Annotated in this window: 24 protein-coding genes; 7 read left to right on the top strand and 17 right to left on the bottom strand. The window is 60.9% G+C overall.

Annotated features, from left to right (window positions below):
• Positions 1 to 33 precede the first annotated feature (33 nt).
• From LOY68_RS17115 to LOY68_RS17100, 4 genes are all read right to left on the bottom strand, one after another.
• A complete protein-coding gene (locus LOY68_RS17115; protein WP_265038682.1) occupies positions 34 to 873 on the bottom strand; it encodes an AraC family transcriptional regulator in 840 nt (279 codons plus the stop codon).
• A gap of 76 nt (positions 874 to 949) precedes the next feature.
• Positions 950 to 1,591 carry a DUF1345 domain-containing protein gene (locus LOY68_RS17110; RefSeq protein ID WP_054050623.1) on the bottom strand — a complete coding sequence of 214 codons (642 nt, stop codon included), beginning with the start codon at positions 1,589 to 1,591 and terminating at the stop codon, positions 950 to 952.
• Between the two features lie 178 nt (positions 1,592 to 1,769).
• Positions 1,770 to 4,868 (bottom strand): efflux RND transporter permease subunit, encoded by a 3,099-nt coding sequence (locus LOY68_RS17105; RefSeq protein ID WP_265038681.1) that lies wholly within the window; start codon positions 4,866 to 4,868, stop codon positions 1,770 to 1,772.
• A 14-nt stretch (positions 4,869 to 4,882) separates the two neighbouring features.
• Positions 4,883 to 6,040 carry an efflux RND transporter periplasmic adaptor subunit gene (locus LOY68_RS17100; protein ID WP_054050627.1) on the bottom strand — a complete coding sequence of 386 codons (1,158 nt, stop codon included), beginning with the start codon at positions 6,038 to 6,040 and terminating at the stop codon, positions 4,883 to 4,885.
• 271 nt (positions 6,041 to 6,311) lie between these two features.
• Here LOY68_RS17100 and LOY68_RS17095 point away from each other — a divergent pair, with 271 nt between their 5' ends.
• Together LOY68_RS17095 and LOY68_RS17090 are read left to right on the top strand one after the other, a co-directional pair.
• Entirely contained in the window at positions 6,312 to 7,013 is a 702-nt protein-coding gene (locus tag LOY68_RS17095) for a response regulator transcription factor (protein ID WP_163910253.1), read from the top strand.
• Between the two features lie 4 nt (positions 7,014 to 7,017).
• Positions 7,018 to 8,319, top strand: coding sequence for an ATP-binding protein (locus LOY68_RS17090; protein WP_163910252.1), 1,302 nt, complete (start codon positions 7,018 to 7,020; stop codon positions 8,317 to 8,319).
• A gap of 469 nt (positions 8,320 to 8,788) precedes the next feature.
• On the opposite strand, the gene pncA is transcribed toward LOY68_RS17090, so the two are convergent.
• From pncA to LOY68_RS17065, 5 genes are all read right to left on the bottom strand, one after another.
• On the bottom strand, positions 8,789 to 9,430 hold the full coding sequence (pncA, locus tag LOY68_RS17085; RefSeq protein WP_265038680.1) for a bifunctional nicotinamidase/pyrazinamidase: 642 nt from the start codon (positions 9,428 to 9,430) through the stop codon (positions 8,789 to 8,791).
• 50 nt (positions 9,431 to 9,480) lie between these two features.
• Complete coding sequence (locus tag LOY68_RS17080) at positions 9,481 to 10,257, bottom strand: anti-sigma factor family protein (RefSeq protein WP_265038679.1); 777 nt, start codon at positions 10,255 to 10,257, stop codon at positions 9,481 to 9,483.
• Complete coding sequence (locus LOY68_RS17075; RefSeq protein ID WP_082356791.1) at positions 10,254 to 10,793, bottom strand: RNA polymerase sigma factor; 540 nt, start codon at positions 10,791 to 10,793, stop codon at positions 10,254 to 10,256. Before LOY68_RS17075 ends, LOY68_RS17080 begins: the two co-directional genes overlap by 4 nt.
• Before the next feature lie 12 nt (positions 10,794 to 10,805).
• Complete coding sequence (locus LOY68_RS17070; RefSeq protein ID WP_054055355.1) at positions 10,806 to 11,336, bottom strand: tetratricopeptide repeat protein; 531 nt, start codon at positions 11,334 to 11,336, stop codon at positions 10,806 to 10,808.
• 79 nt (positions 11,337 to 11,415) lie between these two features.
• Positions 11,416 to 11,976, bottom strand: coding sequence for a cytochrome b (locus LOY68_RS17065; protein WP_265038678.1), 561 nt, complete (start codon positions 11,974 to 11,976; stop codon positions 11,416 to 11,418).
• A 135-nt stretch (positions 11,977 to 12,111) separates the two neighbouring features.
• Here LOY68_RS17065 and LOY68_RS17060 point away from each other — a divergent pair, with 135 nt between their 5' ends.
• From LOY68_RS17060 to nudC, 3 genes are all read left to right on the top strand, one after another.
• Complete coding sequence (locus LOY68_RS17060; RefSeq protein WP_163910248.1) at positions 12,112 to 12,885, top strand: class I SAM-dependent methyltransferase; 774 nt, start codon at positions 12,112 to 12,114, stop codon at positions 12,883 to 12,885.
• A gap of 211 nt (positions 12,886 to 13,096) precedes the next feature.
• A complete protein-coding gene (locus LOY68_RS17055; protein ID WP_265038677.1) occupies positions 13,097 to 13,909 on the top strand; it encodes a crotonase/enoyl-CoA hydratase family protein in 813 nt (270 codons plus the stop codon).
• Between the two features lie 6 nt (positions 13,910 to 13,915).
• Complete coding sequence (gene nudC, locus LOY68_RS17050; protein ID WP_054045794.1) at positions 13,916 to 14,746, top strand: NAD(+) diphosphatase; 831 nt, start codon at positions 13,916 to 13,918, stop codon at positions 14,744 to 14,746.
• Here the strand turns inward: nudC and LOY68_RS17045 are convergent.
• Positions 14,714 to 15,493 (bottom strand): TSUP family transporter, encoded by a 780-nt coding sequence (locus LOY68_RS17045; RefSeq protein ID WP_054614618.1) that lies wholly within the window; start codon positions 15,491 to 15,493, stop codon positions 14,714 to 14,716. The genes nudC and LOY68_RS17045 overlap by 33 nt on opposite strands.
• A gap of 181 nt (positions 15,494 to 15,674) precedes the next feature.
• Positions 15,675 to 16,913 carry an acyl-CoA dehydrogenase family protein gene (locus LOY68_RS17040; RefSeq protein ID WP_265038676.1) on the bottom strand — a complete coding sequence of 413 codons (1,239 nt, stop codon included), beginning with the start codon at positions 16,911 to 16,913 and terminating at the stop codon, positions 15,675 to 15,677.
• A gap of 355 nt (positions 16,914 to 17,268) precedes the next feature.
• Here LOY68_RS17040 and sfnG point away from each other — a divergent pair, with 355 nt between their 5' ends.
• On the top strand, positions 17,269 to 18,363 hold the full coding sequence (gene sfnG / locus LOY68_RS17035) for a dimethylsulfone monooxygenase SfnG (protein WP_054045800.1): 1,095 nt from the start codon (positions 17,269 to 17,271) through the stop codon (positions 18,361 to 18,363).
• Positions 18,364 to 18,485: 122 nt separating this feature from the next.
• On the opposite strand, the gene LOY68_RS17030 is transcribed toward sfnG, so the two are convergent.
• Both LOY68_RS17030 and LOY68_RS17025 read right to left on the bottom strand, forming a co-directional pair.
• On the bottom strand, positions 18,486 to 18,965 hold the full coding sequence (locus LOY68_RS17030) for a DUF1348 family protein (RefSeq protein WP_054045802.1): 480 nt from the start codon (positions 18,963 to 18,965) through the stop codon (positions 18,486 to 18,488).
• 57 nt (positions 18,966 to 19,022) lie between these two features.
• Positions 19,023 to 19,586, bottom strand: a complete 564-nt coding sequence (locus tag LOY68_RS17025; RefSeq protein WP_163910244.1) for a TetR/AcrR family transcriptional regulator — start codon at positions 19,584 to 19,586, stop codon at positions 19,023 to 19,025.
• Between the two features lie 218 nt (positions 19,587 to 19,804).
• On the opposite strand from LOY68_RS17025, the gene pssA reads away from it, so the two are divergent.
• Positions 19,805 to 21,148, top strand: a complete 1,344-nt coding sequence (pssA, locus tag LOY68_RS17020; RefSeq protein ID WP_265038675.1) for a CDP-diacylglycerol--serine O-phosphatidyltransferase — start codon at positions 19,805 to 19,807, stop codon at positions 21,146 to 21,148.
• 160 nt (positions 21,149 to 21,308) lie between these two features.
• On the opposite strand, the gene efeO (LOY68_RS17015) is transcribed toward pssA, so the two are convergent.
• From efeO (LOY68_RS17015) to efeU, 4 genes are read right to left on the bottom strand one after another with little or no spacing between them, the layout of a single operon-like run.
• On the bottom strand, positions 21,309 to 22,133 hold the full coding sequence (efeO, locus tag LOY68_RS17015) for an iron uptake system protein EfeO (protein WP_054045816.1): 825 nt from the start codon (positions 22,131 to 22,133) through the stop codon (positions 21,309 to 21,311).
• Between the two features lie 36 nt (positions 22,134 to 22,169).
• Positions 22,170 to 23,477 (bottom strand): iron uptake transporter deferrochelatase/peroxidase subunit, encoded by a 1,308-nt coding sequence (gene efeB, locus LOY68_RS17010; protein ID WP_265038674.1) that lies wholly within the window; start codon positions 23,475 to 23,477, stop codon positions 22,170 to 22,172.
• A gap of 18 nt (positions 23,478 to 23,495) precedes the next feature.
• Positions 23,496 to 24,695, bottom strand: coding sequence for an iron uptake system protein EfeO (gene efeO, locus LOY68_RS17005; protein ID WP_265038673.1), 1,200 nt, complete (start codon positions 24,693 to 24,695; stop codon positions 23,496 to 23,498).
• Between the two features lie 8 nt (positions 24,696 to 24,703).
• Complete coding sequence (gene efeU / locus LOY68_RS17000) at positions 24,704 to 25,543, bottom strand: iron uptake transporter permease EfeU (RefSeq protein WP_265038672.1); 840 nt, start codon at positions 25,541 to 25,543, stop codon at positions 24,704 to 24,706.
• Between the last annotated feature and the right edge of the window lie 22 nt (positions 25,544 to 25,565).

Raw genomic sequence — 25,565 nt, 5'->3', positions numbered from 1 at the left:
TGATCGATGGCTTCGATCTTCACAAGCCGAGGGTCACGCGTCTGGAAGATTTGAGCAGCGCTTGCGGTACATCGCCGGCGTCAGCCCATAGGCCCGAACAAACCAGCGCCCCAGGTGACTCTGATCGGCAAACCCCAATTCCATCGCCACCGCTGCCGGTTGCAAGCCGCTGGCAAGCATTCGCCGGGCTTTGGACAGGCGCAGTTGCACCAGATAGGCGTGGGGCGCCAGACCGTAGGCAGCCTTGAACGCGCGGGTCAGGCGAAAGCGATCCACGCCGGTCGCGGTGGCCAGTTGATCGAGGCCGATGTCGAGATGCGCATTGGCGTGCAGGTATTCCCGGGCCTTTTGCGCCACCAGCGGCAGGCGTGGGTCTTCGCCGTAGCGGGTGCGCCAATGCAGGTGACGGGTCAGGTGTTCGAGCAAGCCGTCGAGGGCGGTCTGGCGCACGATCTTCAGCTCGCCACCGTGTAAGGTCTGGAACGCCAGGCTGGTGGCCTGGGCCAGTTGCGGGTCGCTGGTCAGGGTGTTGGCGAAGCTCAGTTGGCTGTTGAGTGGAGCGTCCTCGAACAGCTCGACCAATTCCCGCTCCAGCCAATGCGGGTCGAGGTAGAGCATGCGGTAGGTGAAGCCCTCGTCGGTGGGCGCTTCGCCGTCATGGATGTCGCCGGGTTCCAGCAGGAACACCTTGCCCGGCGTACTTTGATGCCGGGCCCGGCGGCAGTTGAATTGCTGCACGCCTTGCTCGGTGACGCCCACCAGGTAACTGTCGTGCCAATGCGGGTCGTAGGCGTGGCCCTCGAAATGCGCGCGCAGGGTCTCGATGCCGGTGTCGGCGTCCTGGGCCAGGTCGATCCAGTTATGCGGGCTCATGCTGCACCTGTGAGACGGATTGCCGACTTATTTAACGCCCCCGACGCAGGCGATGCCTAGAACGTTTGTGCAGCGTTCAGCTGAAAAGTCCGGCGGCGATGTTGATCGAAAACCCGAGAATCGCCGTATTGAACAGAAAACCGATCAACGATTGCGCCAGCACAATCTTGCGAATGCCCCGAGTGGCGACGCCGACATCTGCCGTTTGCACCGCCACGCCGATGGTGAACGAGAAGTACAGGAAGTCCCAGTAATTGGGGGTGGTCAGTCCTTCGGCAAAGCGCAATGCCGGCTCCTTACCGTCCCAGGTGTAAAACAACCGGGCGTAGTGCACGCAGAAAATCACTCCGATCAACAGCCATGAGCCGATCACGGTCGCGGCGGTGAAGGCGTAATGCAGCAGTTTGCGCGAAGTTTCCAGGTCTTTGCTGCCGGCCAGTTCGAAGGTAATGGTCGCCAGGCTGGCAATCGCCGCAATGCACACCACGAACAATACTAGCCCGGCGTTTTCGTCTTCGACCTCGGCGATGCGCTTGACGTCCGGGGCCTTGGCGCGGGCAGCGAGCCAGAACATCAGGATCAGGTAAGTCCAGACCCCGGCGTTCCAGCCGATGAGGATTTTGCTGATGATCGAATCGGCCGGAGCCAGAATACCCACCGCGATGCCGAGCGTGGCAGCGGCGGACAGGCGAGGGTGGGTGCGGGCGAGGAGGGGCATGAGAACTCACAAAAGCAGAATTCCACCCACCATAGCTCAGGTCACCGGGCTTTTGTAGGAGCTGCCGAAGGCTGCGATCTTTTGATTTTGAATTTGATTTTCAAGATCAAGATCAAAAGATCGCAGCCTTCGGCAGCTCCTACAGGGGAATGGGTTCACATTCCCGGGCGTGGATGGATCAGGTGTCTTTGTGGCGCTTGCCCACCAGTTTCATCACCACCACAAAAAACACCGGCACAAACAGCACCGCCAATGTCGCGGTGATCATCCCGCCGATCACCCCGGTGCCGATGGCTTGCTGGCTCGCCGAGCTGGCCCCGGTGGCAATCGCCAACGGCACCACACCAAGAATGAACGCTAGAGACGTCATCACAATCGGCCGCAACCGCAGGCGCGCGGCTTGCAGTGTGGCGTCGATCAGGTCGTGGCCTTCGTCGTACAGGCTCTTGGCGAACTCGATGATCAGGATCGCATTCTTCGCCGACAGACCGATGATGGTGATCAGCCCGACCTTGAAGAACACGTCGTTAGGCATCCCGCGCAACGTCACCGCCAGCACCGCGCCGAGCACGCCGAGCGGCACCACCAGCAACACCGAAGTCGGAATCGACCAGCTCTCATACAGCGCCGCCAGGCACAGGAACACGATCAACAACGACAACCCGAGCAGAATCGGCGCCTGACTGCCGGACAAACGTTCCTGCAGCGACAACCCGGTCCATTCCTGGCCCAAGCCCGCCGGGCCTTGCGCCACCAGCCGTTCGATTTCCGCCATGGCTTCGCCGGTGCTGTGGCCCGGTTTGGGTTCGCCGGAAATGCTGATGGCCGGATAGCCGTTGTAGCGGGTCAACTGCGCCGGGCCCTGGGTCCACTTGGCCTGGACGAAGGCCGACAACGGCACCATTTTTCCGGCGCTGTTGCGCACGTTGATCTTCAGCAGATCCTCGACCTGACTGCGCTGATCGCCTTCGGCTTGCACCACCACGCGCTGCATCCGCCCCTGGTTGGGGAAGTCGTTGATGTAGGCCGAGCCGACCGCCGTGGACAACACGCTGCCGACATCGGCAAACGAAACGCCCAGGGCATTCGCCTGTTTACGGTCGACTTCCAGTTGCACCTGCGGCGCTTCGGCCAGGGCGCTTTCGCGGACGTTCATCAGGATCGGACTTTTCTCCGCCGCTTCCAGCAATTGCGTGCGTGCCTGCATCAGCGTGGCATGGCCGAGGCCGCCGCGATCCTGCAAACGGAACTCGAAACCACTTGAAGTGCCGAGGCCGTCCACCGGCGGAGGCAACACGGCAAACACCATTGCATCCTTGATCTGGCTGAGGGCCATATTCGCGCGGTCAGCAATCGAGCTGGCCGAATCATCGCTGCTGCGCTCGGACCAATCCTTCAACGTGGTAAACGCCAACGCTGCGTTCTGCCCGCTGCCGGAGAAGCTGAAGCCGAGAATCACCGTGCTGTCGCCAACGCCGGGTTCCTTGGCGTTGTGCTTTTCGATCTGCTCGACCACTTGCACCGTGCGGTTCTTGCTCGCGCCCGGCGGCAACTGGACGTCGGTGATGGTGTAACCCTGGTCTTCCACCGGCAGGAACGAGGAGGGCAGGCGACTGAAACACAGGCCCAGCCCGATCAGCAGCACGCCGTAGATCAGCAGGTAGCGTCCGGTGCGTTTCAGCGCATAGGCGACCCAGCCTTGATAACGCACGGTCAACTGTTCGAAACGACGGTTGAACCAGCCGAAGAAACCGCGCTTTTCGTGATGCTCACCTTTGGCGATCGGTTTGAGCAGCGTGGCGCAAAGTGCCGGGGTCAAGGTCAACGCGAGGAACGCAGAGAACAGGATCGAGGTGGCCATCGACAGCGAGAACTGCTTGTAAATGACCCCGACCGAACCCTGCATGAACGCCATCGGAATAAACACCGCCACCAGCACCAGGGTGATGCCGATGATTGCGCCGGTAATTTGCTTCATCGCCTTGCGCGTGGCTTCCTTGGGCGACAGGCCCTCGGAAACCATGATCCGCTCGACGTTCTCCACCACCACAATCGCGTCGTCCACCAGAATGCCGATGGCCAACACCATGCCGAACATGGTCAGCACGTTGATCGAGAAACCCAGCGCGAGCATGGTTGCGAAGGTGCCCATCAGCGCCACGGGTACAACCAATGTCGGGATCAGCGTGTAGCGGATGTTTTGCAGGAACAGGAACATCACCGCAAACACCAGCAACATCGCCTCGCCGAGGGTGTAGACCACTTTGGTGATCGAGACCTTCACGAACGGCGAAGTGTCGTAGGGGATCTTGTATTCGACGTTGGCCGGGAAGTAGCGCGCCAGTTCATCCATCTTCGCCCGCACGGCGGTGGCGGTGCTCAGGGCATTGGCCCCCGGCGACAACTGCACGCCGACGGCGGTGGATGGCTTGCCGTTCAGGCGCGTGCCGAACTGGTATTCCTGGCTGCCGATCTCGACCCGCGCCACATCCTTGATGCGCACGGTGGAGCCGTCGGCATTGGCCTTGAGCACGATGTCGGCAAACTCTTCAGGTGTCGACAACTGACCCTTGACCGTGATGGTCGCGGTGATTTCCTGAGTACTGCGGGTCGGCAAGTCGCCGATGCTGCCGGCGGACACCTGGGCGTTCTGCGCAACAATGGCAGCGTTTACATCGGCAGGCGTGAGGTTGAAGCCGATCAGCTTGCGCGGGTCGATCCAGATCCGCATGGCCCGTTCGGCGCCATACAGTTGCGCTTTGCCGACGCCGTCCAGGCGCTTGATCTCGTTCATCACGTTGCGCGCCAGGTAATCGCTGAGCGCCACGTCGTCGAGCTTGCCATCGCTGGAGGTCAGGGTGATCAGCAACAGGAATCCGGAAGAGACTTTCTCCACCGACAACCCTTGCTGGTTCACCGCTTGGGGCAGGCGCGATTCGATGACTTTCAGGCGGTTTTGCACGTCCACCTGGGCCATTTCCGGGTTGGTGCCCGGTTGAAATGTAGCCTTGATGGTGGCGCTGCCGAGGCTGCTCTGGGATTCGAAATACAGCAGGTGATCGGCGCCGTTGAGCTCTTCCTCGATCAGGCTGACCACGCTTTCGTCGATGGTTTGTGCCGAGGCGCCGGGGTACGTGGCGTTGATCTCGATCTGCGGCGGCGCGACGTCGGGGTACTGCGCCACCGGCAGCTGCGGAATGGCCAAGGCACCGGCCAGCAGGATGAACAGCGCGACCACCCAGGCAAACACCGGGCGGTCGATAAAGAACTGCGGCATAAAAAGCGTCCTGCTTACTGACCAGAAACCTGGGCGAGTGGAAGAGGGGTGTCGTCGATCTGGACTTTCTCGCCGGGCTTGGCGTGTTGCAGGCCTTCAGTGACGATGCGGTCGCCGGGTTTGAGACCGCCGCTGACGATCCAGCGATCGTTTTGCACTGCGCCCAATTGCACCGGTTGCAGGCCTACACGCTGATCGGCATCGAGCAGCAGCACCTGGGCAACCCCGGCGCTGTCACGCTGGATCGCCCGTTGCGGCACGCTGATGCCTTGCTGGTTGACCCCTTGCTCGATGCGCACCCGCACGAAGCTGCCGGGCAGCAAGTCGAGGTCCGGGTTGGGGAATTCGCTGCGCAGGATGATCTGGCCGGTGCCCGGGTCCACGGAAATCTCTGCGAACAGCAGCTTGCCCGGCAGCGGGTACAGGCTGCCGTCGTCCTGAATCAACGTGGCCTTGGCCTGATCCTGACCGACTTGCTGCAATTGTCCGGAGCGGAACGCCCGGCGCAGGTCGTTGAGTTCACGGGTCGACTGGGTCAGGTCGGCGTGGATCGGGTTCAGTTGCTGGATCAATGCCAGCGGTGTGGTTTCGTTCTGCCCCACCAGCGCGCCCTCGGTGACCAGGGCCCGGCCGACGCGTCCAGAAATCGGCGCGGTGACGGTGGCGTAACCCAGGTTCAACTTGGCCCGTGCCACGGCAGCCTTGTTGGCGGACACTTCAGCGGCGGTTTGCCGGGCATTGGCCCGGGCGTTGTCGTAGTCCTGGCCGCTGATGGCATTGCCTTCGATCAACTGCGAATAACGCTGCTCTTGCAGCTTGGCCTGGAACGCATTGGCCTCGGCCTTGCGCAACGCCGCTTCGGCGCTGTCCAGGTCAGCCTTGAACGGTGCCGGGTCGATGCGGAACAGCACGTCACCCTGTTTCACGTCGCTGCCTTCGCGGAAGGTGCGTTGCAACACGACGCCGGCCACTCGTGCGCGGACTTCGGCAATCCGTGGCGCGGCGATGCGCCCGCTCAGTTCGCTGGAGATCGACAGAGGTCGCGCTTCGATGGTTTCGACCCGTACCGTGGCCAGTGGCGCGGCTTCTTCGGCGGTCGAAGACTTGTCACAAGCGCTCAGTGTCAACGCCAGTGCAAGCAGGCTGAGCGTGGCAAGCAGATTCTTTGACATGTAGTTACCCCAATAATGACCCCCAGCATCCTACGGGGAGGCGACGAGGGTAGCGGTGAAGCTTTGTAGGCGCTGTGTGAAATTGTGTAAGGGTTTTACTCTTAGACGTACGAGGGCGTATATCCTTTGCCGCTTGATTACTTTTGCGACGGTCAGATTGCCTTCGCGGGCAAGCCTCGCTCCTACATAAGAATGCGATATCCCTGTAGGAGCGAGGCTTGCCCGCGAAGAGGCCGGACCTGTCGCCACAGCACTTTTCTGGAAACACCCCATGCCCAACATCCTCCTGGTCGAAGACGACACCGCGCTCTCCGAACTGATCGCCAGCTACCTGGAACGCAATGGCTATTCCGTCAGCGTGATCAGTCGCGGCGATCATGTGCGCGAACGCGCGCGGGTCAATCCGCCGGACCTGGTGATCCTCGACCTGATGCTGCCAGGGCTCGACGGCCTGCAAGTCTGTCGCTTGCTCAGGGCTGATTCGGCCACGCTGCCGATCCTGATGCTCACCGCCCGGGACGATAGTCACGACCAGGTGCTGGGCCTGGAAATGGGCGCCGATGACTACGTGACCAAACCCTGCGAGCCGCGCGTGCTGCTGGCTCGGGTGCGCACCTTACTACGCCGCAGCAGCCTCGGCGAACCGCAGACTGCCAACGATCGCATCCTGATGGGCAACCTGTGCATCGACCTGTCCGAGCGCACCGTGACCTGGCGCGATCAATTGGTCGAACTGTCCAGCGGCGAATACAACCTGCTGGTGGTATTGGCCCGGCATGCCGGCGAAGTGCTGAGCCGCGACCAGATCCTGCAACGCCTGCGCGGCATCGAATTCAACGGCACCGACCGTTCGGTGGACGTGGCGATTTCCAAATTGCGCCGCAAATTCGACGACCACGCCGGCGAGGCGCGCAAGATCAAGACCGTGTGGGGCAAGGGCTACCTGTTCAGCCGCTCCGAGTGGGAATGCTGAGTCGATGTTCAGAATCCTCTTTCGCCTGTATCTGGTGACGATCGTTTCCTACAGCGCGGCGATTTACCTGGTGCCAGACGTTGTGATCAAGCTGTTCCATGAACGCTTTGTCACCTACAACCTCGACTATTCCCGTGGCTTGCAAACCCTGATCGTCAAACAGTTTCACGGGGTGCCAGAGGCGCAGTGGCCGGCGCTGGCGGCGGAGATGGACAAGGAATTCCAGCCGCTGCACATCGTGCTGGCGGGCAAGGATGACGCCGACTTCACCCTCGATGAGCGTGAACGTTTGCAGCGCGGCGAGAATGTCGTGCGCATCGGCGACTGGGGCTGGCGCACCCTGGCCGTGGCACCGTTGAACGAGCGGACGGTGGTGCAAATGGTCGTGCCGCCGGACCCGCTGGACGTCAATCTGTTGTACTGGAGCATCAACGTACTGATCGGCGCGACCATGCTCGCGTGCCTGTTGATATGGCTGCGCCCGCACTGGCGCGATCTCGAACGCCTGAAAGGCACCGCCGAACGTTTCGGCAAAGGTCATTTGAGCGAGCGCACGCAGATCTCCCAAAAATCGAACATCGGCAGTCTGGCCAACGTGTTCGACACCATGGCCGGCGACATCGAGAACCTGCTCAACCAGCAACGTGACTTGCTCAACGCCGTGTCCCACGAACTGCGCACACCGCTGACTCGCCTGGATTTCGGCCTGGCCCTGGCGCTGTCCGATGACATGCCGACGCCGAGTCGTGAACGCCTGCAAGGCTTGGTGGCGCACATTCGTGAGCTGGATGAATTGGTGCTGGAACTGCTGTCCTACAGCCGCCTGCAAAACCCGGCGCGCTTGCCGGAGCGGGTTGAAGTGTCGCTGGATGAGTTCATCGACAGTATATTGGGCAGCGTCGATGAAGAACTGGAATCGCCGGACATCGTGATTGATGTGCTGCTGCATGGTCAGCTTGAGCGCTTCACCCTCGACCCGCGTTTGACCGCGCGTGCGTTGCAGAACCTGCTGCGCAACGCGATGCGCTATTGCGAAAAACGCATCCAGATTGGCGTGCAGGTGTGCCCGAAGGGCTGTGAGATTTGGGTGGATGACGACGGGATCGGTATTCCGGAGGATGAGCGCGAGCGCATATTCGAGCCGTTTTATCGACTGGATCGGAGCCGGGATCGGGCTACCGGTGGTTTTGGGTTGGGGTTGGCGATCAGCCGCCGCGCCCTCGAAGCCCAGGGCGGGACACTGACGGTGGAAGCTTCGCCGTTGGGTGGGGCGCGGTTCAGACTATGGTTGCCGACACCTGCCTGACACAGCACGCTCATCGCTTCTGTAGCAGCTGGCGAAGCCTGCGTTCGGCTGCGCAGCAGTCGTCAAACCTGAGCACAAGGTCTTCCTGAAGCACCGCGCCGCATGATTTTACGACTGCTTCGCAGCCGAACGCAGGCTTCGCCAGCTGCTACAGATCGTGGGGTGTCAGGCGAGTATCGCCGTGTTTTGGATTGGGGTTGGCATCAGCCGCCGCGCCCTCGAAGCCCAGGGCGGGACGCTGACGGTGGAAGCTTCGCCGTTGGGTGGGGCGCGGTTCAGACTATGGTTGCCTACGCCGGGTTGAAACAGGGCGCTCTTCGCTTCTGTAGCAGCTGGCGAAGCCTGCGTTCGGCTGCGCAGCAGTCGTCAAACCTGAGCACACGGTCTTCCTGAAGCACCGCGCCGCATGATTTTACGACTGCTTCGCAGCCGAACGCAGGCTTCGCCAGCTGCTACAGATCGTGGGGTGTCAGGCGAGTATCGCCGGGGATTGAATCAATCCAACCCCAGCCACCTGCATCCGCTCAATCGCCGCCGCCAGCGAGCCATCCAGATCAATCGCCCGGCAGGCATCCAGCACCACAAACGCATTGAACCCCGCCGCCCGCGCATCCAGCGCAGAAAACATCACGCAGAAGTCCAGCGCCAGGCCGACCAGGTAAACCGTGTCGATGCCGCGTTCCTTCAAATAGCCGGCTAACCCTGTGGTGGTGGTTCGATCGGCCTCCAGAAACGCCGAATAACTGTCGATATCCGGATTGCAGCCCTTGCGGATGATCAGTTGCGCATGGGGCAAATCCAGCTGCGCATGTAATTCGGCGCCGTGGGTGCCGCGCACGCAATGCTCCGGCCACAGCGTCTGCTCGCCGTAGGGCAGTTGAATCACATCGTAGGGTTTGCGATGCGGGTGGCTGGAGGCAAACGAAGCATGCCCCGCCGGGTGCCAGTCCTGGGCAATGACCACTTGATTGAACTGGCCACCGAGGCGATTGATCAAGGGTACGATCACGTCGCCTTCGGGTACCGCCAATTGGCCGCCGGGGATAAAGTCGTTCTGCACGTCGATCACCAGCAGGGCCGTGCGGGAAGGGTGAAGCGAGGGATGTGACATGGTTGGGTTCCTCCTTGGAAGTCAGGTGCCAAGCATAGTGAGGATTCCCGTCATGCGCTAAGCCGACCTCTCAAAACCCTGGCCATCTCCTCAAGATCCGCCACAGAGCTGTGCCCGATCAGCATCCAAGCATGTTCCGTATCCGCCCAGTACACGACGTTCATCTCGTGCCGGCGCTCATGGGCAAACGGCCGGCTGCCTTTGTTGGAGCGGGTGACGCACAGCGCCATCGGGCCGTGGGTCGGGTCGAGGTAGGTGATCTGCGCGATAGGCACGCCGTCGTATTCGAGAATTTGCGCGCGCTTGAGCTCCACGCGCGGCAAGGCCAGTTTTGCCGGCGCGAGGTTCAGGCCCAAACGGCTGTCGATGGTGCGCAGTTGCGCGCGCTGGGTGGACTCGTCGCTGGGCAAGTGTTCGAGGGTTTGCGGCACGTAGAGCGACATATAGTCGGCCACCAGCCCACGCCAGTTGCTTTTCTGCTGGCTCAACTGCCAGCCGAGGAACAACCGGTCCGCCACCACACTGCTGACCACCAGACCGGCCGCCGCCGCCAAAAACCAGCGCCGGTTCAGGGCCGGACGGGCAGGGCTGGGCAAGGTGTCGAGCATCGCTTGCAAGCGATCCAGCGGCGCTTGTTGACCCAGTTCGTCGTAGGCCGCTTTGAACGGCAGGTTGCTGCGCGCCAGCCATTGCAGACGCAGGTTGAGCGCCGGGTCATCGTTGATGGCGGCGTCAATGAGGGTGCGCTGCTCGGCGTCGAGCTGGTCGTCGAGGTAGGCCACCAACTGTTCATCCGACGGTATTGTCGGTCGTGAGTGGTCGTTCATCGACGTTCTCCCGTGGTTGGGTTCGGTACAGCATGCAGGGGCGGGTACTCCGCGAGTTTCAGGCGCGCGGTGGCCAGTCGGCTCATGACCGTGCCGATGGGCACCTGCAGCACATCGGCCACTTCGCGGTAGGACAAGCCTTCGACATAGGCCAGGTACACCGTTTCACGCTGGGTTTCGGGCAGCGCATCGACTCGCCGGATCACCTGCGCGGCCAGCACATGGGTTTGCGCCGCGTGCTCACCGTCGAACGACAGCGCCTCGTCGGCGTTCACCAGGCCCTGGCCCAGACGCACTCGCCGGGCCCGTACTTCATTCAGCCAGATCGAGTGCAAGATACTCAGCAGCCAGCGGTCCATGCGGGTGCCGGGCTCGTATTGCCCGGCCCGTTCCAGCGCCCGCACGCACGTGGCTTGCACCAAATCCTCGGCTACATGCCGTTGTCGGGACAGCAGCAAGCCGTAGCGCCATAAACGCGCCAGATGCTGGCCCAACTCTGCTCGTATTGCCTGATCGCTGGCGATAGCGACCTCCATCCATTCGGTGTGTCAGGTTTTCGATGAATCGTTGATGGCTTCGGCCAGGTCCTGGTATTCCTCGCAGGTGCTGCCGCAGATCGATTTGATGTGCTGCAACTGTTCCTGGGCCAGATCCAGCCGACCTTTGATCACATACGCCTCGCCGAGGTATTCGCGCACTTGCGCATACTGCGGGTCGAGTTTGACCGATTGCAGGTAATAGCCGATGCCTTCGTCGGTACGGCCCAGTTTACGCGTGGCGTAGCCGCGATAGTTAAGCGCTTTGGCGGTGTTTGGATCTTTCAGCGTATCGAGCAAGGCCAGCGCTTCTTCGTACCGACCGTCCTTGGCCAGCCGATAGGCGTAGTCGGTGCGGTCGGCGTCCGGTACCAGGCTGCTGGTTTGCAGTACGCATTTATTCGACTTGGTGTCGAACACCTGGCCTTTGGGGCAATTGGGTTTGGCTGGCGCGTCGTCGTCACCGTTGGCAAACGCCAGCGTGCTCGATAACGCAGCGACGAGTAGCAGCGGGGCGGTGAACACAGCGAAACGGATTTGCATTTGCGAAACTCCATTCACAGGGAAAACAGAATTCAAGGGCAGGTATCCATAGAACACCTCGCCCCGGTGTTTTATTCGTTCAGTTCGTATCCTGCCCCGGCAACATCCGGCGCAAAGTGCCGTCGCGCATCCCGTAATGATGGACCAGCGCCATCACTGCATGCAGCCCGGCTAATAGGATGATGGCCCAGGCCACGTTTTCATGCAGGCCGCCGAATACCGACTTCATGCTTTTATCGAAGGTCAGCAAGGTTGGGACATCGAACAGGCCGAAGAAGTTGAATGGTTCGGCCTGGGCCCAACGAAATAGAAAACCCAGCACGATCTGGCTCAACAGCAGCAGATACAACGCCAGATGCGCGGTTTTCGCCGCAATGTTCATCACGCCTTGATTGGCCGGCGGCAGACGCCGGCCACGGGACAGGCGCCAGAGCAACCGGCCAATGACAATCACCGCCAGCAAGATGCCGCAGGAAATATGCACCGACTGCAAACCCTTGCGCAGCGGCGTGCCTTTGGCCAGTTGTTCCCAGATTTGCGCGCTGGCAAACATGAAAATCACCAGTGCGGCGGTCAGCCAATGCAGGCTCATGGTCAGGCGGTCATAACGTGTCGGCGAATCGGCGTTCAGGCGGTTCATGGGTAATCCTCATGGGCGGTGGCAAGTGAACACCGCTGTATGAACAATTATTCATTTCTTTCTTGAGATCTTTGCAGGGGAAGTTCAGGTCCATTCGCTATGCTCGCAGCATCGCTGTCAATCGGGAGAACTGCCATGCGAGAACACATTCACCATGCTGCCGCCGATGGCTACAAAACCGGGGCCGACACTTACGTGCGCGGCCGTCCGGACTACCCGCCGGAAGTCGCCGACTGGCTGACCGGCACCCTGGGTTTGAACGACGATAAAACCGTGATCGACCTCGGCGCCGGCACCGGTAAATTCACCGGGAGACTGGCGGCCACCGGGGCGCAGGTGATAGCCGTGGAACCGGTACCGGAAATGCTCGACAAGTTGGCCGCCGCGTATCCCGACGTGCTGGCGGTCAGCGGCACCGCCACCGATTTGCCGCTGCCGAATGCTTCGGTGGACGTGGTGATCTGCGCCCAGGCCTTTCACTGGTTCGCCAGCCCCGAAGCGCTCACTGAAATCGCCCGAGTGCTTAAACCGGGCGGCAAGTTGGGGCTGGTGTGGAACCTGCGCGATACCCGGGTAAGTTGGGTGCCGAAACTGGATGCGATCGTCAACGCGCTGGAAGGCGATACCCCGCGCTACTACACCGGGGCCTGGCGCCTGGCGTTTCCGCACAAGGCGTTCGGACCGTTGCAGGCGCAGCATTTCGGGCATGGGCATACAGGCTCGCCGGAGGATGTGATTTTCAATCGGGTGCGGTCGACGAGTTTTATTGCGGCGTTGCCCCAGGTGCAGCGGGACAGGGTGGATGCGCAGATTAAAGCCTTGATTGAAAGTGAGCCGGAGTTGCGGGGTAAGGAGGTGATAACTGTGCCTTATGTGACGGCGGCGTTTGTGGCGGTGAAGGGCGGTTAGATGTGCGGTGTTGCGGATATTCGCGAGCAGGCTCGCTCCCACAGGGGAATGCATTCCAAATGTGGGAGCGAGCCTGCTCGCGAAGGGGCCAGACCAGACAACACAAAACCATAAGCCAGTCCCGCATTTGGCCGAACCACTGCCTTACTCCCACCCGCGATGCCTTGTTATAGTTCGGGCCTCATTTTCTGCCCGGTCAAGGATCTCTGCCATGTCTCAGTACACCGCGTTCACCGTCGAACTCGCCGACAAAATCGCCCATGTGCAGATCAACCGCCCGGAAAAGATCAACTCGATGAACGCCGCGTTCTGGAGCGAGATCATCGAGATTTTCCAATGGATCGACGACACCGACGAAGTGCGGGTAGTGGTCCTGAGCGGTGCCGGCAAGCACTTTTCTTCCGGAATCGACCTGATGATGCTGGCCGGTGTGGCCAATGAACTGGGCAAGGACATCGGCCGCAATGCGCGCCTGCTGCGCCGCAAGATTCTCGCCCTGCAAGCCTCGTTCAATGCCGTCGATAACTGCCGCAAACCGGTACTTGCGGCGATCCAGGGTTATTGCCTGGGCGGCGCCATCGACCTGATCGCCGCTTGCGACATGCGTTACGCCGCCGAAGACGCGCAATTCTCGATCAAGGAAATCGACATCGGCATGGCCGCGGACGTCGGCACGTTGCAACGCTTGCCGCGGATCATCGGTGACGGCATGCTGCGTGAACTGGCTTACACTGGTCGCAACTTCGGGGCCGAGGAAGCGCGCGGCATGGGCCTGGTCAATCGCGTCTACAGTGACCGCGACAGCCTGCTCGATGGCGTGATGGGCATTGCCCGCGAGATCGCCGGCAAGTCGCCGATTGCGATTACTGGCACCAAAGAGATGATCAGCTACATGCGCGACCATCGCATCGACGACGGCCTCGAATACGTCGCCACCTGGAACGCCGCCATGCTGCAATCCACCGATTTGCGCGTGGCCATGGCCGCCCATATGAGCAAACAGAAACCCGAATTTCTGGACTGATTAACCATGATTTCACGCTGGACCACCGCAGTACTGGACACCGATCAACCCGGCGGCTGGGCCGTGGCGCGCAGCCCCGAAGGCTTTCTGTTCGATGACAACGGCGCGCTGTTCCCACGGGAATGGCTCAAGCGCCAGGACCTGTCGATCCTCGCCGAACACGGCATCGGCCACCTCGATGGCGAGCCGGTTTACCTGCTGGAATTGCGCAGCCCAAGCGAAGTGCCGGGCTGCAACTGGAAAGGCCTGCGGGCGTTCATGCTCGAAGGCGATCACACCGTCTACAAGGTGCTCGGTTACGCCGCGCAGATCGGCACCTGGTACCGCGAGCACCGTTTTTGCGGTAACTGCGGGCAAGCGACGCATCAGGTTCCCCGCGAGCGGGCGATGTACTGCGAGCCGTGCGATATCCGCTATTACCCGCGGATTTCGCCGAGCATGATCGTGCTGGTCACCCGTGGCGATGAAGTGCTGCTGGCGCGTTCGCCGCGCTTCGTCACCGGGGTCTACAGCACGCTGGCGGGGTTTGCCGAGCCGGGTGAGTCAGCCGAGGATTGCCTGATCCGCGAGGTTCGCGAAGAGGTGCAGATCGAGGTCAAGAACATCCAGTACATGGGTAGCCAGTGCTGGCCGTTCCCGCACTCGATGATGTTGGGTTTCCACGCGGAATATGCGGGTGGTGAGATCGTCTGTCAGGAAGACGAAATCGAAGACGCCCAGTGGTTCAACATCCACGCGATGCCGCCGTTACCGGCATCACGCTCGATTGCCCGTTACCTGATCGACGTCTACCTGGCGCGGCGCTTAGGCCACGCTGAACCAGTGTTGCCAGGCTAGCCGCACGGTCAGGCCCAGCACCACGGTGATGAACACCGGGCGAATGAACTTGGCACCGCCGCTGATGGCGGTGCGCGCGCCGAAAAACGCGCCGACCATCACCGACACGCCCATGCTCAAGCCGATGATCCAGTCCACTTGCCCGGAAAACACGAACACCGACAGCGCCGCAATGTTGCTGACGAAGTTCATGCTGCGCGCCACGCCGCTGGCCTTCACCAGGTCGATGGGGTACATGAGCAGGCTGCTGACGGTCCAGAACGCACCCGTGCCGGGACCGGCCACACCATCATAGAAACCGAGGCTGAAGCCTTGGGTCGATTGCCACTTTTTCTTGATCGGCGCGTCGCTGTCCAGCGGCGCTTTCGGCGTGCCACCGAACAACAGATAGACGCCGCAGGCGAAGACGATCACCGGCAGCATCTTGTTCAGCCATTCGGCGGGCAGGTAATGCGCGACCACCGCACCGGTCAACGCGCCAACCAGCGTGCCGACGATGGCGTGAACCCACTGTTTCGGATGGAACAGCTTGCGGCGGTAGAAGGTGAAGCTGGCAGTGGCCGAGCCGAAGGTCGAACTCAGTTTGTTGGTGCCCAGCACCAAGTGCGGCGGCAGGCCGGCGGTCAGCAAGGCCGGGGTGGTCAGCAGACCGCCACCGCCAGCGATGGCGTCGATGAAACCGGCAATGAATGCGACAAAGGCCAGAATGGCCAGGGTGGTGAGGTCAACGCTGAGTTCGAAAGGCATGGAATCGGCTTATTCGGCGGGGCGCCGAAGGTGGGCTGCGGGAAGGGCTCACATCTTACCCACATCCAACTTCTGCGGCGACCCGTCTGGCGCTTTCGCGAGCAAGCCCGCTCCCACAGGGGAACGCATTTCAAAATGTGGGAGCGGGCTTGCTCGCGAAGGCGTCATCCCTGACGACACATTACTTACGCTCAGGCCCATTCCCGATCTGCCACACAAACGGCGGCTCGGTCCCGTTGATCGCCCAATCTCCGATAATTCGCGCCTTGTAGATCACCGGATTGTGCGACGACACCGTCCGCGCATTGCGCCAATGCCGATCCAGGGATTTCCCCTGGCGAATATCCGAAGCCCCCAGCGCATTGAACAGTTCACTGGTCGCGCGCTGGATCAGTTCGGTGACCACCACCTGAGCCTTGGCCGATTCGATTTCCGCCGCGACATTCGCCGCTTGCTCTAACGCATCATCACCCGAGAAGCGTGCCTCATAAGCCCGTTGCGCCGGTTGCGCCGCCTTCAACGCACTGGCCTCGGCTGCATACACCAGCGCCGCAATCTCACCGACCACCTGCTGCACTTGCGCATCCTGGCTGACATGCGGGGCATTGCCATGGCTGTAGATGCGTTTGCGCTCGCGCACCTGATGCGCCACATCGCGTAACGCGGCGCGGCCGATGCCGGCCAGGGACGCCAGTAGCACCAATTGATAGAACGCGGTCTGGTATTTGAAGCGAGTGGCGAAGTCGATGATGTTTTCGGCGTCGACTTCGGCATCGACAAACCGCGACGTCCCGCTGCCGGTGGTGCGCTGGCCGAAACCGTCCCAGTCATCGCTCTGCACAATGCCCGGCTGGCGGGTGCGCACGGCGGCGATCACGTCGCCACCGGTGTCGCTGCGTTGGGCGTAGACGTCGATCCAGTCGGAGAAAATGCTCCCGGTGCTGTAGAACTTCTCGCCGTTGAGCCGCCATTGATCGCCGTGGGGCGAGACTTTGGTGATTACATCACCGATCGCCACGCTGCCGATTTCGGTCCATGCGCAACCGACGATGTCGCCGGCCACGAAGCGTTTGAACCAGACATCCCGCGCCGGACCGGGCGCAGCGTTGAGTCGGTCTTCGGCAAAGGCGAAATGCCCGCGCAGGGCCTGGGGCACGTTGGAATCGGCTTCGGCCAGCTCGATCAACAGTTCGAACAGTTGCGGAACTGATGCACCGCCACCGCCATATTCCACGGGCACGCGCACGGCGCCGAAACCGGCTTCCTTGAGCCACTGGATCGGTTCGTACGGCAGGCTGCGGGACTGTTCGCGCTCGACGGCGCCGGCGGCGATGCGCTGGAAGATCGGCCGAAAACGCGCGGCCAACGCTTCATAGTCAGTACCGGTGGAGAGAGGATTGATTACCTGGTGTTCGGTCATGGCACAGTTCCTGGGATCGGCAGTAGAGACTGGAGCGATTGCACGGTCCATGCCGAAGTTCGCAGGCCATGGTTTATGGGGTTTTGGCGATTCAGGAGTGGCTTGAACTGTTGCTGCACCAACAGCACAGCAGCAAATTGCCCCTGACACACCCGAATTCCTGTGGGAGCGGGCTTGCTCGCGAATGCGGTGTGTCAGCCAATGAAGATGTTGAATGCCAGACCGCATTCGCGAGCAAGCCCGCTCCCACAAGGATTTGACCAGGCTCAAGACAGTAGCGGCCTGCGCGGGATTCGGTGCTGGCACGGTTGCTGCTCTTGTCCAAAGACTTCCCAAAAGTCCTGAGGACAAACCTATGAGTCAGCAAGCCGTCAAATTTGCCTACTGGGTACCGAACGTCAGCGGCGGGCTGGTGGTCAGCAAGATTGAGCAACGCACCCACTGGGGCATCGACTACAACCGCAAACTGGCGCAACTGGCTGAAGAGGCGGGGTTCGAATACGCCCTGACGCAAATCCGCTTCACCGCCGGCTACGGCGCCGAGTTCCAGCATGAATCCGTGGCCTTCAGCCATGCGTTGCTGGCTGCCACCACCAAACTCAAAGTGATCGCCGCGATCCTTCCCGGCCCGTGGCAACCGGCGTTGGCGGCCAAGCAATTGGCGACCATCGACCAACTCACCAATGGCCGCGTTGCGGTGAACATCGTCAGCGGCTGGTTCAAGGGCGAATTCCAGGCCATCGGCGAACATTGGCTGGAGCACGACGAACGCTATCGCCGTTCCGAAGAATTCATCCGTTCGCTCAAGGGCATCTGGACTCAGGACAACTTCACCTTCCGTGGCGATTTCTATCGTTTCGACAATTACAGCCTCAAGCCCAAGCCACTGGGCCAGCCGGAAATCTTCCAGGGTGGCAGCTCCCGCGCGGCCCGGGACATGGCAGCGCGCGTATCGGATTGGTACTTCACCAACGGCAACACGCCCGAAGGCATCAAGGCCCAGGTTGACGACATCCGGACCAAGGCTGCGGCGAACAATCATTCGGTGAAGGTCGGGGTGAATGCGTTTGTCATCGCCCGCGACACCGAAGAAGAGGCGCGCGCGGTGCTGGCACAGATCATCGACCAGGCCGACCCGGAAGCCGTGAATGCGTTTGGCGACGCGGCGAAGCAAGCGGGCAGGGCGTCGCCAGAGGGCGAGGGCAACTGGGCCAAGTCAACGTTCGAGGATCTGGTGCAGTACAACGACGGCTTCAAGACCAACCTGATCGGCACGCCGCAGCAGATTGCCGAGCGCATCGTGGCGTTGAAAGCAGTGGGGGTGGATCTGGTGCTGGCGGGGTTCCTGCACTTCCAGGAAGAAGTGGAGTATTTCGGCAAGCGCGTGTTGCCGTTGGTGCGAGAGCTTGAGGCCAAGGCACTGAGCCAACAGACCGCCGCAGTCGCCTAAACACCAAAAATCCCCCTGTGGGAGCGAGCCTGCTCGCGAAGGCGGCTGAACATTCAACATCATCGTTGACTGATACACCGCTTTCGCGAGCAGGCTCGCTCCCACATGGGAACTGTGTGAAATTAAAGACCCAGGTCGGATAGGCCCGGATGATCATCCGGACGACGCCCCAGCGGCCAATGGAATTTGCGCTCGCTTTCCTTGATCGGCATATCGTTGATGCAGGCAAAACGATTGGCCATCAAGCCGTTTTCATCGAACTCCCAGTTTTCATTGCCGTAGGAACGGAACCAGTTGCCCGAGTCGTCGTGCCATTCATAGGCGTAGCGCACGGCGATGCGGTTGCCGGTGAAGGCCCAGAGTTCCTTGATCAATCGGTAATCCAGTTCCTTGGCCCACTTGCGAGTCAGGAAGCCTTTGGCTTCTTCGCGGTTGTAGGCGAATTCAGCGCGGTTACGCCACTTGGTGTCCAGGGTATAGGCCAGCGACACGCGCTCCGGGTCACGGGAGTTCCAGCCGTCTTCGGCCAGGCGGACTTTTTCGATAGCCGATTCACGGGTGAACGGCGGCAATGGCGGACGAACTTCGGCATTAGATGACATTTGAATGTCTCCTTATCAAAGTAAAGTTAAAACACAGTGTCGAGCTTGATTAAGCAGTTACAGGTCCAATAACTTTCGCGCCATGCATTGCGCATTATCGGCGGCACTGTGATCACCCATCACAAGCGCTACGGTAATGGCACCCTCGATCAGGATCAGCAGCTGTTTGGCCAGTGCCTGCGGGTCGGTGGCGCCATGTTCGGTGCAAAGCTCGCTCACGTAGTCGAGCAGTTTCTGTTTGTGGTCTTTGGCGACCAGCCGAACCGGGTCTTGCGGGTCGCCGGTTTCGCCGCTGGTGTTAATGAAGGCGCAGCCGCGGAAACCGTCGGAGCCGAACCAGGTCGTGAGCACGCTAAACAGGTTTAGCAAGCGGTCGGCCGGAGTCGGGGCCTTGTCGACTTCGGTCCTGAACCAGTTCATCCAGCGCACATCCCGGCGTTGCAGGGCTGCGACGACGAGCTCGTCCTTGTTGGCGAAGTAGCGGTAGATACTCTTTCTGGAGACGCCGGCGGTTTTCACCAGAAGATCCATGCCGGTGGCCGCGATGCCACTTTTGTAGATCAGCTTTTCGGTGACATCCAGAATGATGTCGCGTGTGTCGTTGCTAGTGATTTCGTTCATGCGGCAAACAGTAGAACGATCGTTCTCCTTGGTCAACCGGTTTTTTATGGCGTCTGCGAAATTGTCTTCGCGGGCAAGCCTCGCTCCTACAGTTAAGCGTATTCCCCTGTAGGAGCGAGGCTTGCCCGCGAAGGCGTCATTACAGACAGTAACAAGACCCAAACGGATCCATGGTGTAAGCTCTCGGGTTCTTCGGATTCGACCTTTTTGCGAGCCTTATGCCGTCGCTTTTCAAACGCTCTCTGCTGCCCAAACTGCGCAGTTTTCCGCTGACCGCCGATGCCGTCACCATTCTTTCCGGCGCCGCCGAATATCGTCGTTGCCTGCTGGAAAAAATCGCCTCGGCGACCCGGCGCATCTATATCGTCGCGCTGTACCTGCAACAGGACGAAGCTGGCCAGGAAGTCCTCGATGCCTTGCACGCCGCCAAATTGGCGCGTCCGGAGCTGGACGTGGTGGTCGTCGTCGACTGGTTGCGCGCCCAACGCGGTCTGATCGGTGCCGGCAAGCAGCCGGGCAACTCGGCCTGGTATCAGGAAATGACCCGCACCCACGAAAGTGTTGTGCCGGTGTATGGCGTGCCGGTGCAGACCCGCGAGCTGTTCGGCGTGCTGCACTTGAAGGGTTTCGTGATCGACGATTGCGTGATCTACAGCGGCGCGAGCCTGAACAACGTCTATCTGCACAAATTCGACAAGTACCGCTACGACCGCTATCACCTGCTGCAGAACAGCGCGCTGGCCGATTCCATGCAGCACCTGATCCAGCACGGTCTGATCGCCTCCAAAGCGGTGCACCGCCTCGACCTGCCGAACCTGCCGACCACCCGCAGCCTGCGCAACGACATCGGCGACCTGCGCAGCCGTCTCAAGCATGCGACCTACGACACCACGGCGGGTGGCGTGGCCAAGGGCGGTCTGTCGGTCAGTCCGTTGCTCGGTGTGGGCAAGAACAACCCGCTGAGCCGGGTGATCTGCGAACTGATCGCCAGCGCACAGCACCAACTGACGATCTGTACGCCATATTTCAACCTGCCGCTGCAAGTGACCCGGGAAATCAACCGCGCCCTGGCCCGTGGGGTGAAGATCGACATCATCGTCGGCGACAAGACCGCCAACGACTTCTACATCCCGCCGAGCGAGCCGTTCAAAGTGATCGCCGCGCTGCCGTACCTCTATGAGATCAGCCTGCGCCGCTTCGCCAAACGCCATCAGCAGAACATCGACAGCGGCCAGTTGAACCTGCACCTGTGGCGTGACGGAGACAACACCTATCACCTCAAGGGCATGTGGGTCGACGAGCGCTATACCTTGCTGACCGGCAACAACCTCAACCCGCGCGCGTTCCGTCTCGATCTGGAAAACGCGCTGTTGATCGACGACCCGAAAAACGAGTTGCAGGCGCCGCGTCGCAAGGAGCTGGCGGAGATTTTCGAGAACACTGAACGCGTCGCCCGTTACCTGGACCTGGAAACCCTGCCGGAATATCCGGGAGCGGTGGCCAAGTTTCTCAAGCGGGTGAGTCGGGTGCGGATTGAGCGGTTGCTCTATCGGATGTTGTGAGGGTTAACACACAGCCTTGATGCTGTGGTGTTTTTGAGAACGTCTTCGCGGGCAAGCCTCGCTCCTACAGGTTGTGTGTCGTGCCGTAATAACGCGACCAACACAAACCCTGTAGGCGCGAGGCTTGCCCGCGAAGGGGACAGCCCAGACGCTACAAAACTCAGTTCAGACCCAACTTCCCACGCAACGTCGACAAATCCTCAGCCAAGGTATTCACCGGCCCAACCAGCGCCTTACGGTCAGCTTCTTTCACTTTGTCGTAAGTCTCGAAACCGCCATCCTTGGTTTTGTACTTGGCCAGGATCTTGTCCACGGTCGCGAAGTTCTTGTCGACCTTGGCGATGAAGGCTTTGTCTTGTTTCTCGATCTGCGGGTGGAACAGGTCGACGATTTTCTTCGCGCCGTCGATGTTGCCCTGGAAGTCATAAAGGTCGGTGTGGCTGTAGCGGTCTTCTTCACCGGAGATCTTGGTCGCGGCGACTTCTTCTAGCAGCGCAGCAGCGCCGCCAACGACTTTCTCAGGCGGGAAGGTCAGGCCGGCCACGCGGGTCTGCAGGTCTTTCACGTCGCCGTTGAGTTTGTCCGCCAGTTCGTCCAGGCCCTTGGTGCTCTTTTCCGAGAACAGGGTGTATTCGATGCGGTGGAAACCGGTGAAGTCGTCGGCTTTCACGCCTTTTTCGTGGTCGTCCACACGCGAGTCGATGGACGCATCCAGGTCACTGAACAGTTCGGCAATCGGCTCGATCGATTCGTAGAACACGCGGGTCGGTGCGTAGAGTTTTTGCGCGGTGGCCAGGTCGCCTTTTTTCACGGCGTCGGTGAACTGTTGAGTGTGGCTGCCCAGTTGGTCCAGTTGTTCGGTGACGTAGATCTTGTAGTCCGAAACTGGGCCCACCAGATCCAGCGGCGCCGTCGCCGCGAAAGCTGAAAACGGGGTACTGAGCAAGCCAAGGGTCAGCATTAAAGCGAGTGGCGACTTTTTCATGGGACGGTTCCGTGTTTGGGGGTTGTTTTAAAGTTGTTATGCGGTTGTTTTTGGCTGATGGGCAGGTTGTGTAGCGTCAAGCAGTGAGCGACCGATGAAGTCTTTGTCGCCTGTCACACCCGGTAAGGTGAAGAAGTACCCGCCGCCCACCGGCTTGAGGTATTCCTCCAACGGCTCGCCGTTGAGTCGGGTCTGGACGGTGATGAAGCCCTTTTCCAGGTCGGCCTGGTAGCAGATGAACAGCAAGCCCATTTCCAGCTGGCCGTTCTTGTTCACACCGTTGGAATAGTTGAACGGGCGACGCAGGATCAGGTTGGCCTGGGTTTGCGCGGTGCGCGGGTTCGCCAGGCGAATGTGCGCGTCGAGCTTGGTCAGCTTGCCTTCCGGGTCCTTGGCGTAGTCCGGGACCTGGTTTTCGTGCTCGCCGCCCATCGGCGCGCCGGTGCTCTTGACCCGGCCGAGGATGCTTTCCTGTTCCTGCAACGGCGTGCGGTCCCAGCGCTCAACGAAATTGCGGATGATCCGCACTGCCTGGTAGCTGCCGTTCGCGGCCCAGGCGGGCTCGTCGCTGCCCGGTTGCACCCAGACAATGCTGTCCATGGCCTTAGTGTCGTTGGAATCGGGGTTGGCCGAGCCGTCGCGGAAGCCGAGGAAGTTGCGCGCACTTTGCGCCGGCACACTCGGTTTCGTCGGGGCTTGCGGCGGCACGCTACCTTCCTGTTTCCAGCGCACCAGCAGCAGGTCCGGCAGGTTTTTCACGATGTCGCGCAGGGCGTGGATGTTGGTGTCGGTGGTGTTGGAGCAGAACTGCAAGCTCAAGTCGCCGTGGCAGCAATCCGCTTCCAGGGCATCGTTGGGGAAACCGACCATGCGGATCAGCCGCTTGGGTTTGGCGTTGGCCAGGCCGAAGCGTTCGTCGAACAGCGACTCGCCGACCGACACGGTGATGGTCAGGTTGTCCGGCGTGACCACCGGGCCAAGAATCCCGGAATCCACTGGCGGCAGTTTCGGATCGACCTGCGTCACAGCACCGCCCTTCATCAGGAACGCGATGCGCTCGTTGAGGGTGCGGAACAGTCGCTCCAGATCATCGCGGTCGGCGGCCAATACATCAAACGACACCAACATGCCCGACGCCGGGCGCGGGGTCACGATGCCGGTCTGGTGCTTGCCATAAAAGGTGTGGCGGTCTTCGGTCTTTTCGCTGCTCGGCGCTTCGGTCACCTGGCTGGAAGCGGCCATCGCCGGGCAGCTCAGGGCGGTGCCGGCCAACGCGACACCGGCGGCGCCCATGCCCATCAATACACGGCGACGCTGGGCGGAAAACTGATCCAAGTCTTTCATCTAAATGTCGTCTTCTACTTACAGGCCGGAAAGGCCAAGGGCTGGGTCGATTTCGTCGAGTACGGCGGCCAGGGTCTTGGCCTTGTCGGCGATCTGTTTGCGCTGCTCGGCACTGACTGTGTCGTAGCTGGCGTAGCCATCCTTGACCTTGAATCCATTGAGTTCGGCTTCAAAAGCACTGATGGCGCTGTCGATTTTTGGCAGCAACTCGGCGGCGGACTTGGTCAGCAATGGCCGCAACAGATCGACAACCTTGCGCGCCGCGTCGAGGTTGGCGGCAAAGCCGTTCAAGTCGGTGTGGCTGTAGCGTTCTTCTTCACCGCTGCTGGCGCGCACGTCGGCGATGCTGTTGAGGTTGCGCACCACAATGCTCACCAGTTGCTCCGGCGGCAGGGACTGGGCGAGCAGTTGCTGTTTGAGCGTGGTGATGTCGATGATCAGTTGCATGGCCACCGGCGCCAAGGCGTCGAGTTTGCGTTGCTGGAACAGCGCATATTCGAGGCGATGGAAGCCGGTGAAGGCCGAATCCTGCTCGCGTTTTTCGAAGTAATCGGCACGGGCGTTGACGGCGTTGTCCAGTTCGGCCAAGCGTTGCGCCGCCGGGGCGATCCGTTGATAGGCCGCACGGGCCGGCACATAAAGCGCCTGGGCCTGGGCCAGATCGCCGGCCTCAATCGCTTGCTTCAGGGCGGTCACGGCTTTGATCAGCGCGCTGCTTTGGCTGCTCAGGTACACGCGGAATTCCGACAGCGGACCAATGAACGCGACCATCGATGGACGGGCCTTGGCCGCTGCTTCGGACGCCGCCGTCGGGGTCACGTGCAAGGTGCCACGCGGGTTGCTCAGCAAGCCGCAAGTGATCGCATAGTCACCGGGCGCCAGGTTGGCGTTGATCACCTGGCTCAGGCCCGGCGCAATGTTTTCCCGTTCTTCGACCACCAGCACACCGTCGAGGATTTCCCACTCCACGGCCCGGTCGGAGCGGTTGACGATGCGGAAACTCGCGTGCCCGGCCGGGACCGTCAGCGCGTTCGGTTCGCAACTTTTCGGGTGGATGTTCACCACCACTTCGTCATGGTTGGTCTGACGCTTGGCAGCGGCCATTTTCGAGGCGTAGTAGAACAGGCCACCGGCCGCGATCATCACGATCACCGAACCGGCCACCGCCCAGCGCAACGCGCGGGGAGGTGAAGCCACGGGAGGAGTAGGCGTTGACATGAATGCCCTTATTGGCTGGAAACGGAAGAAGATTGCTTGACGGGCGCGGCGGCCGGAAGGAAGAACATCACCAGCGCCACCACCAGATAAATCAGATACGCGCCGAGGGTGCTGACGGTCGGCGAGTCCTGGTAACCGAACATGCCGGCCAGTACCGAGCCCAGCGGGCCATCCATCGGCAGCGTGGCGCTGAAGTCGAAAAGCACGGTTTGCAGGTGATTCCACACGCCTGCTTCATGCAGAGCCTGCACAGAATTGGAGAGGATGCCGGCGGCGACTACCAGGATGAACAAACCGGTCCAGCGGAAGAACGCGCTGAGGTTCAGGCGCATGCTGCCGGTGTAGATCAGGAAGCCGACAATGATCGCCAGGATCAGTCCGAGCAGGGCGCCAATCGGTGCCGCCGCGCCTTCGCTTTGCTGGAACACCGCCAGCAGGAAAAACACGGTTTCCAGACCTTCCCGGGCCACGGCGAAAAACACCATGGCGATCAGCGCGGTGACCTGATGCTTGGAACCGGCCAGTGCGTGATCGAGGGAAACGTGCAGCGAATGCTTGATCGAACGCGCCACTTTGCGCATCCAGAACACCATCGAACTGAGAATGCCGACGGCGACCAGGCCGACGATGCCTTCGAACAGTTCCTGTTGCTTCTGCGGGAACTCGGCGCTCATCAATTCCAGGCCACCGCCAACCAACAGCGCCAGCGCAGCGGCGAGGAACACGCCAATCCATACAGCGGGCATCCACTGGCCACGGCCGGTTTGCTTGAGGTAACTGGCGATAATGCCGACGATCAACGCCGCTTCAATGCCTTCGCGCAGCATGATCAAAAAGGGAACAAGCATTCAGCACCGTGTCGAGTTAGTT

It is taken from the genome of Pseudomonas sp. B21-053, from assembly GCF_026016365.1.
In the GTDB taxonomy this organism is placed as follows: Bacteria; Pseudomonadota; Gammaproteobacteria; order Pseudomonadales; family Pseudomonadaceae; genus Aquipseudomonas; species Aquipseudomonas nunensis.
The sequence above is the reverse complement of the archived record's forward strand: the minus strand, read 5'-3'. Positions and strand labels throughout refer to the sequence as shown.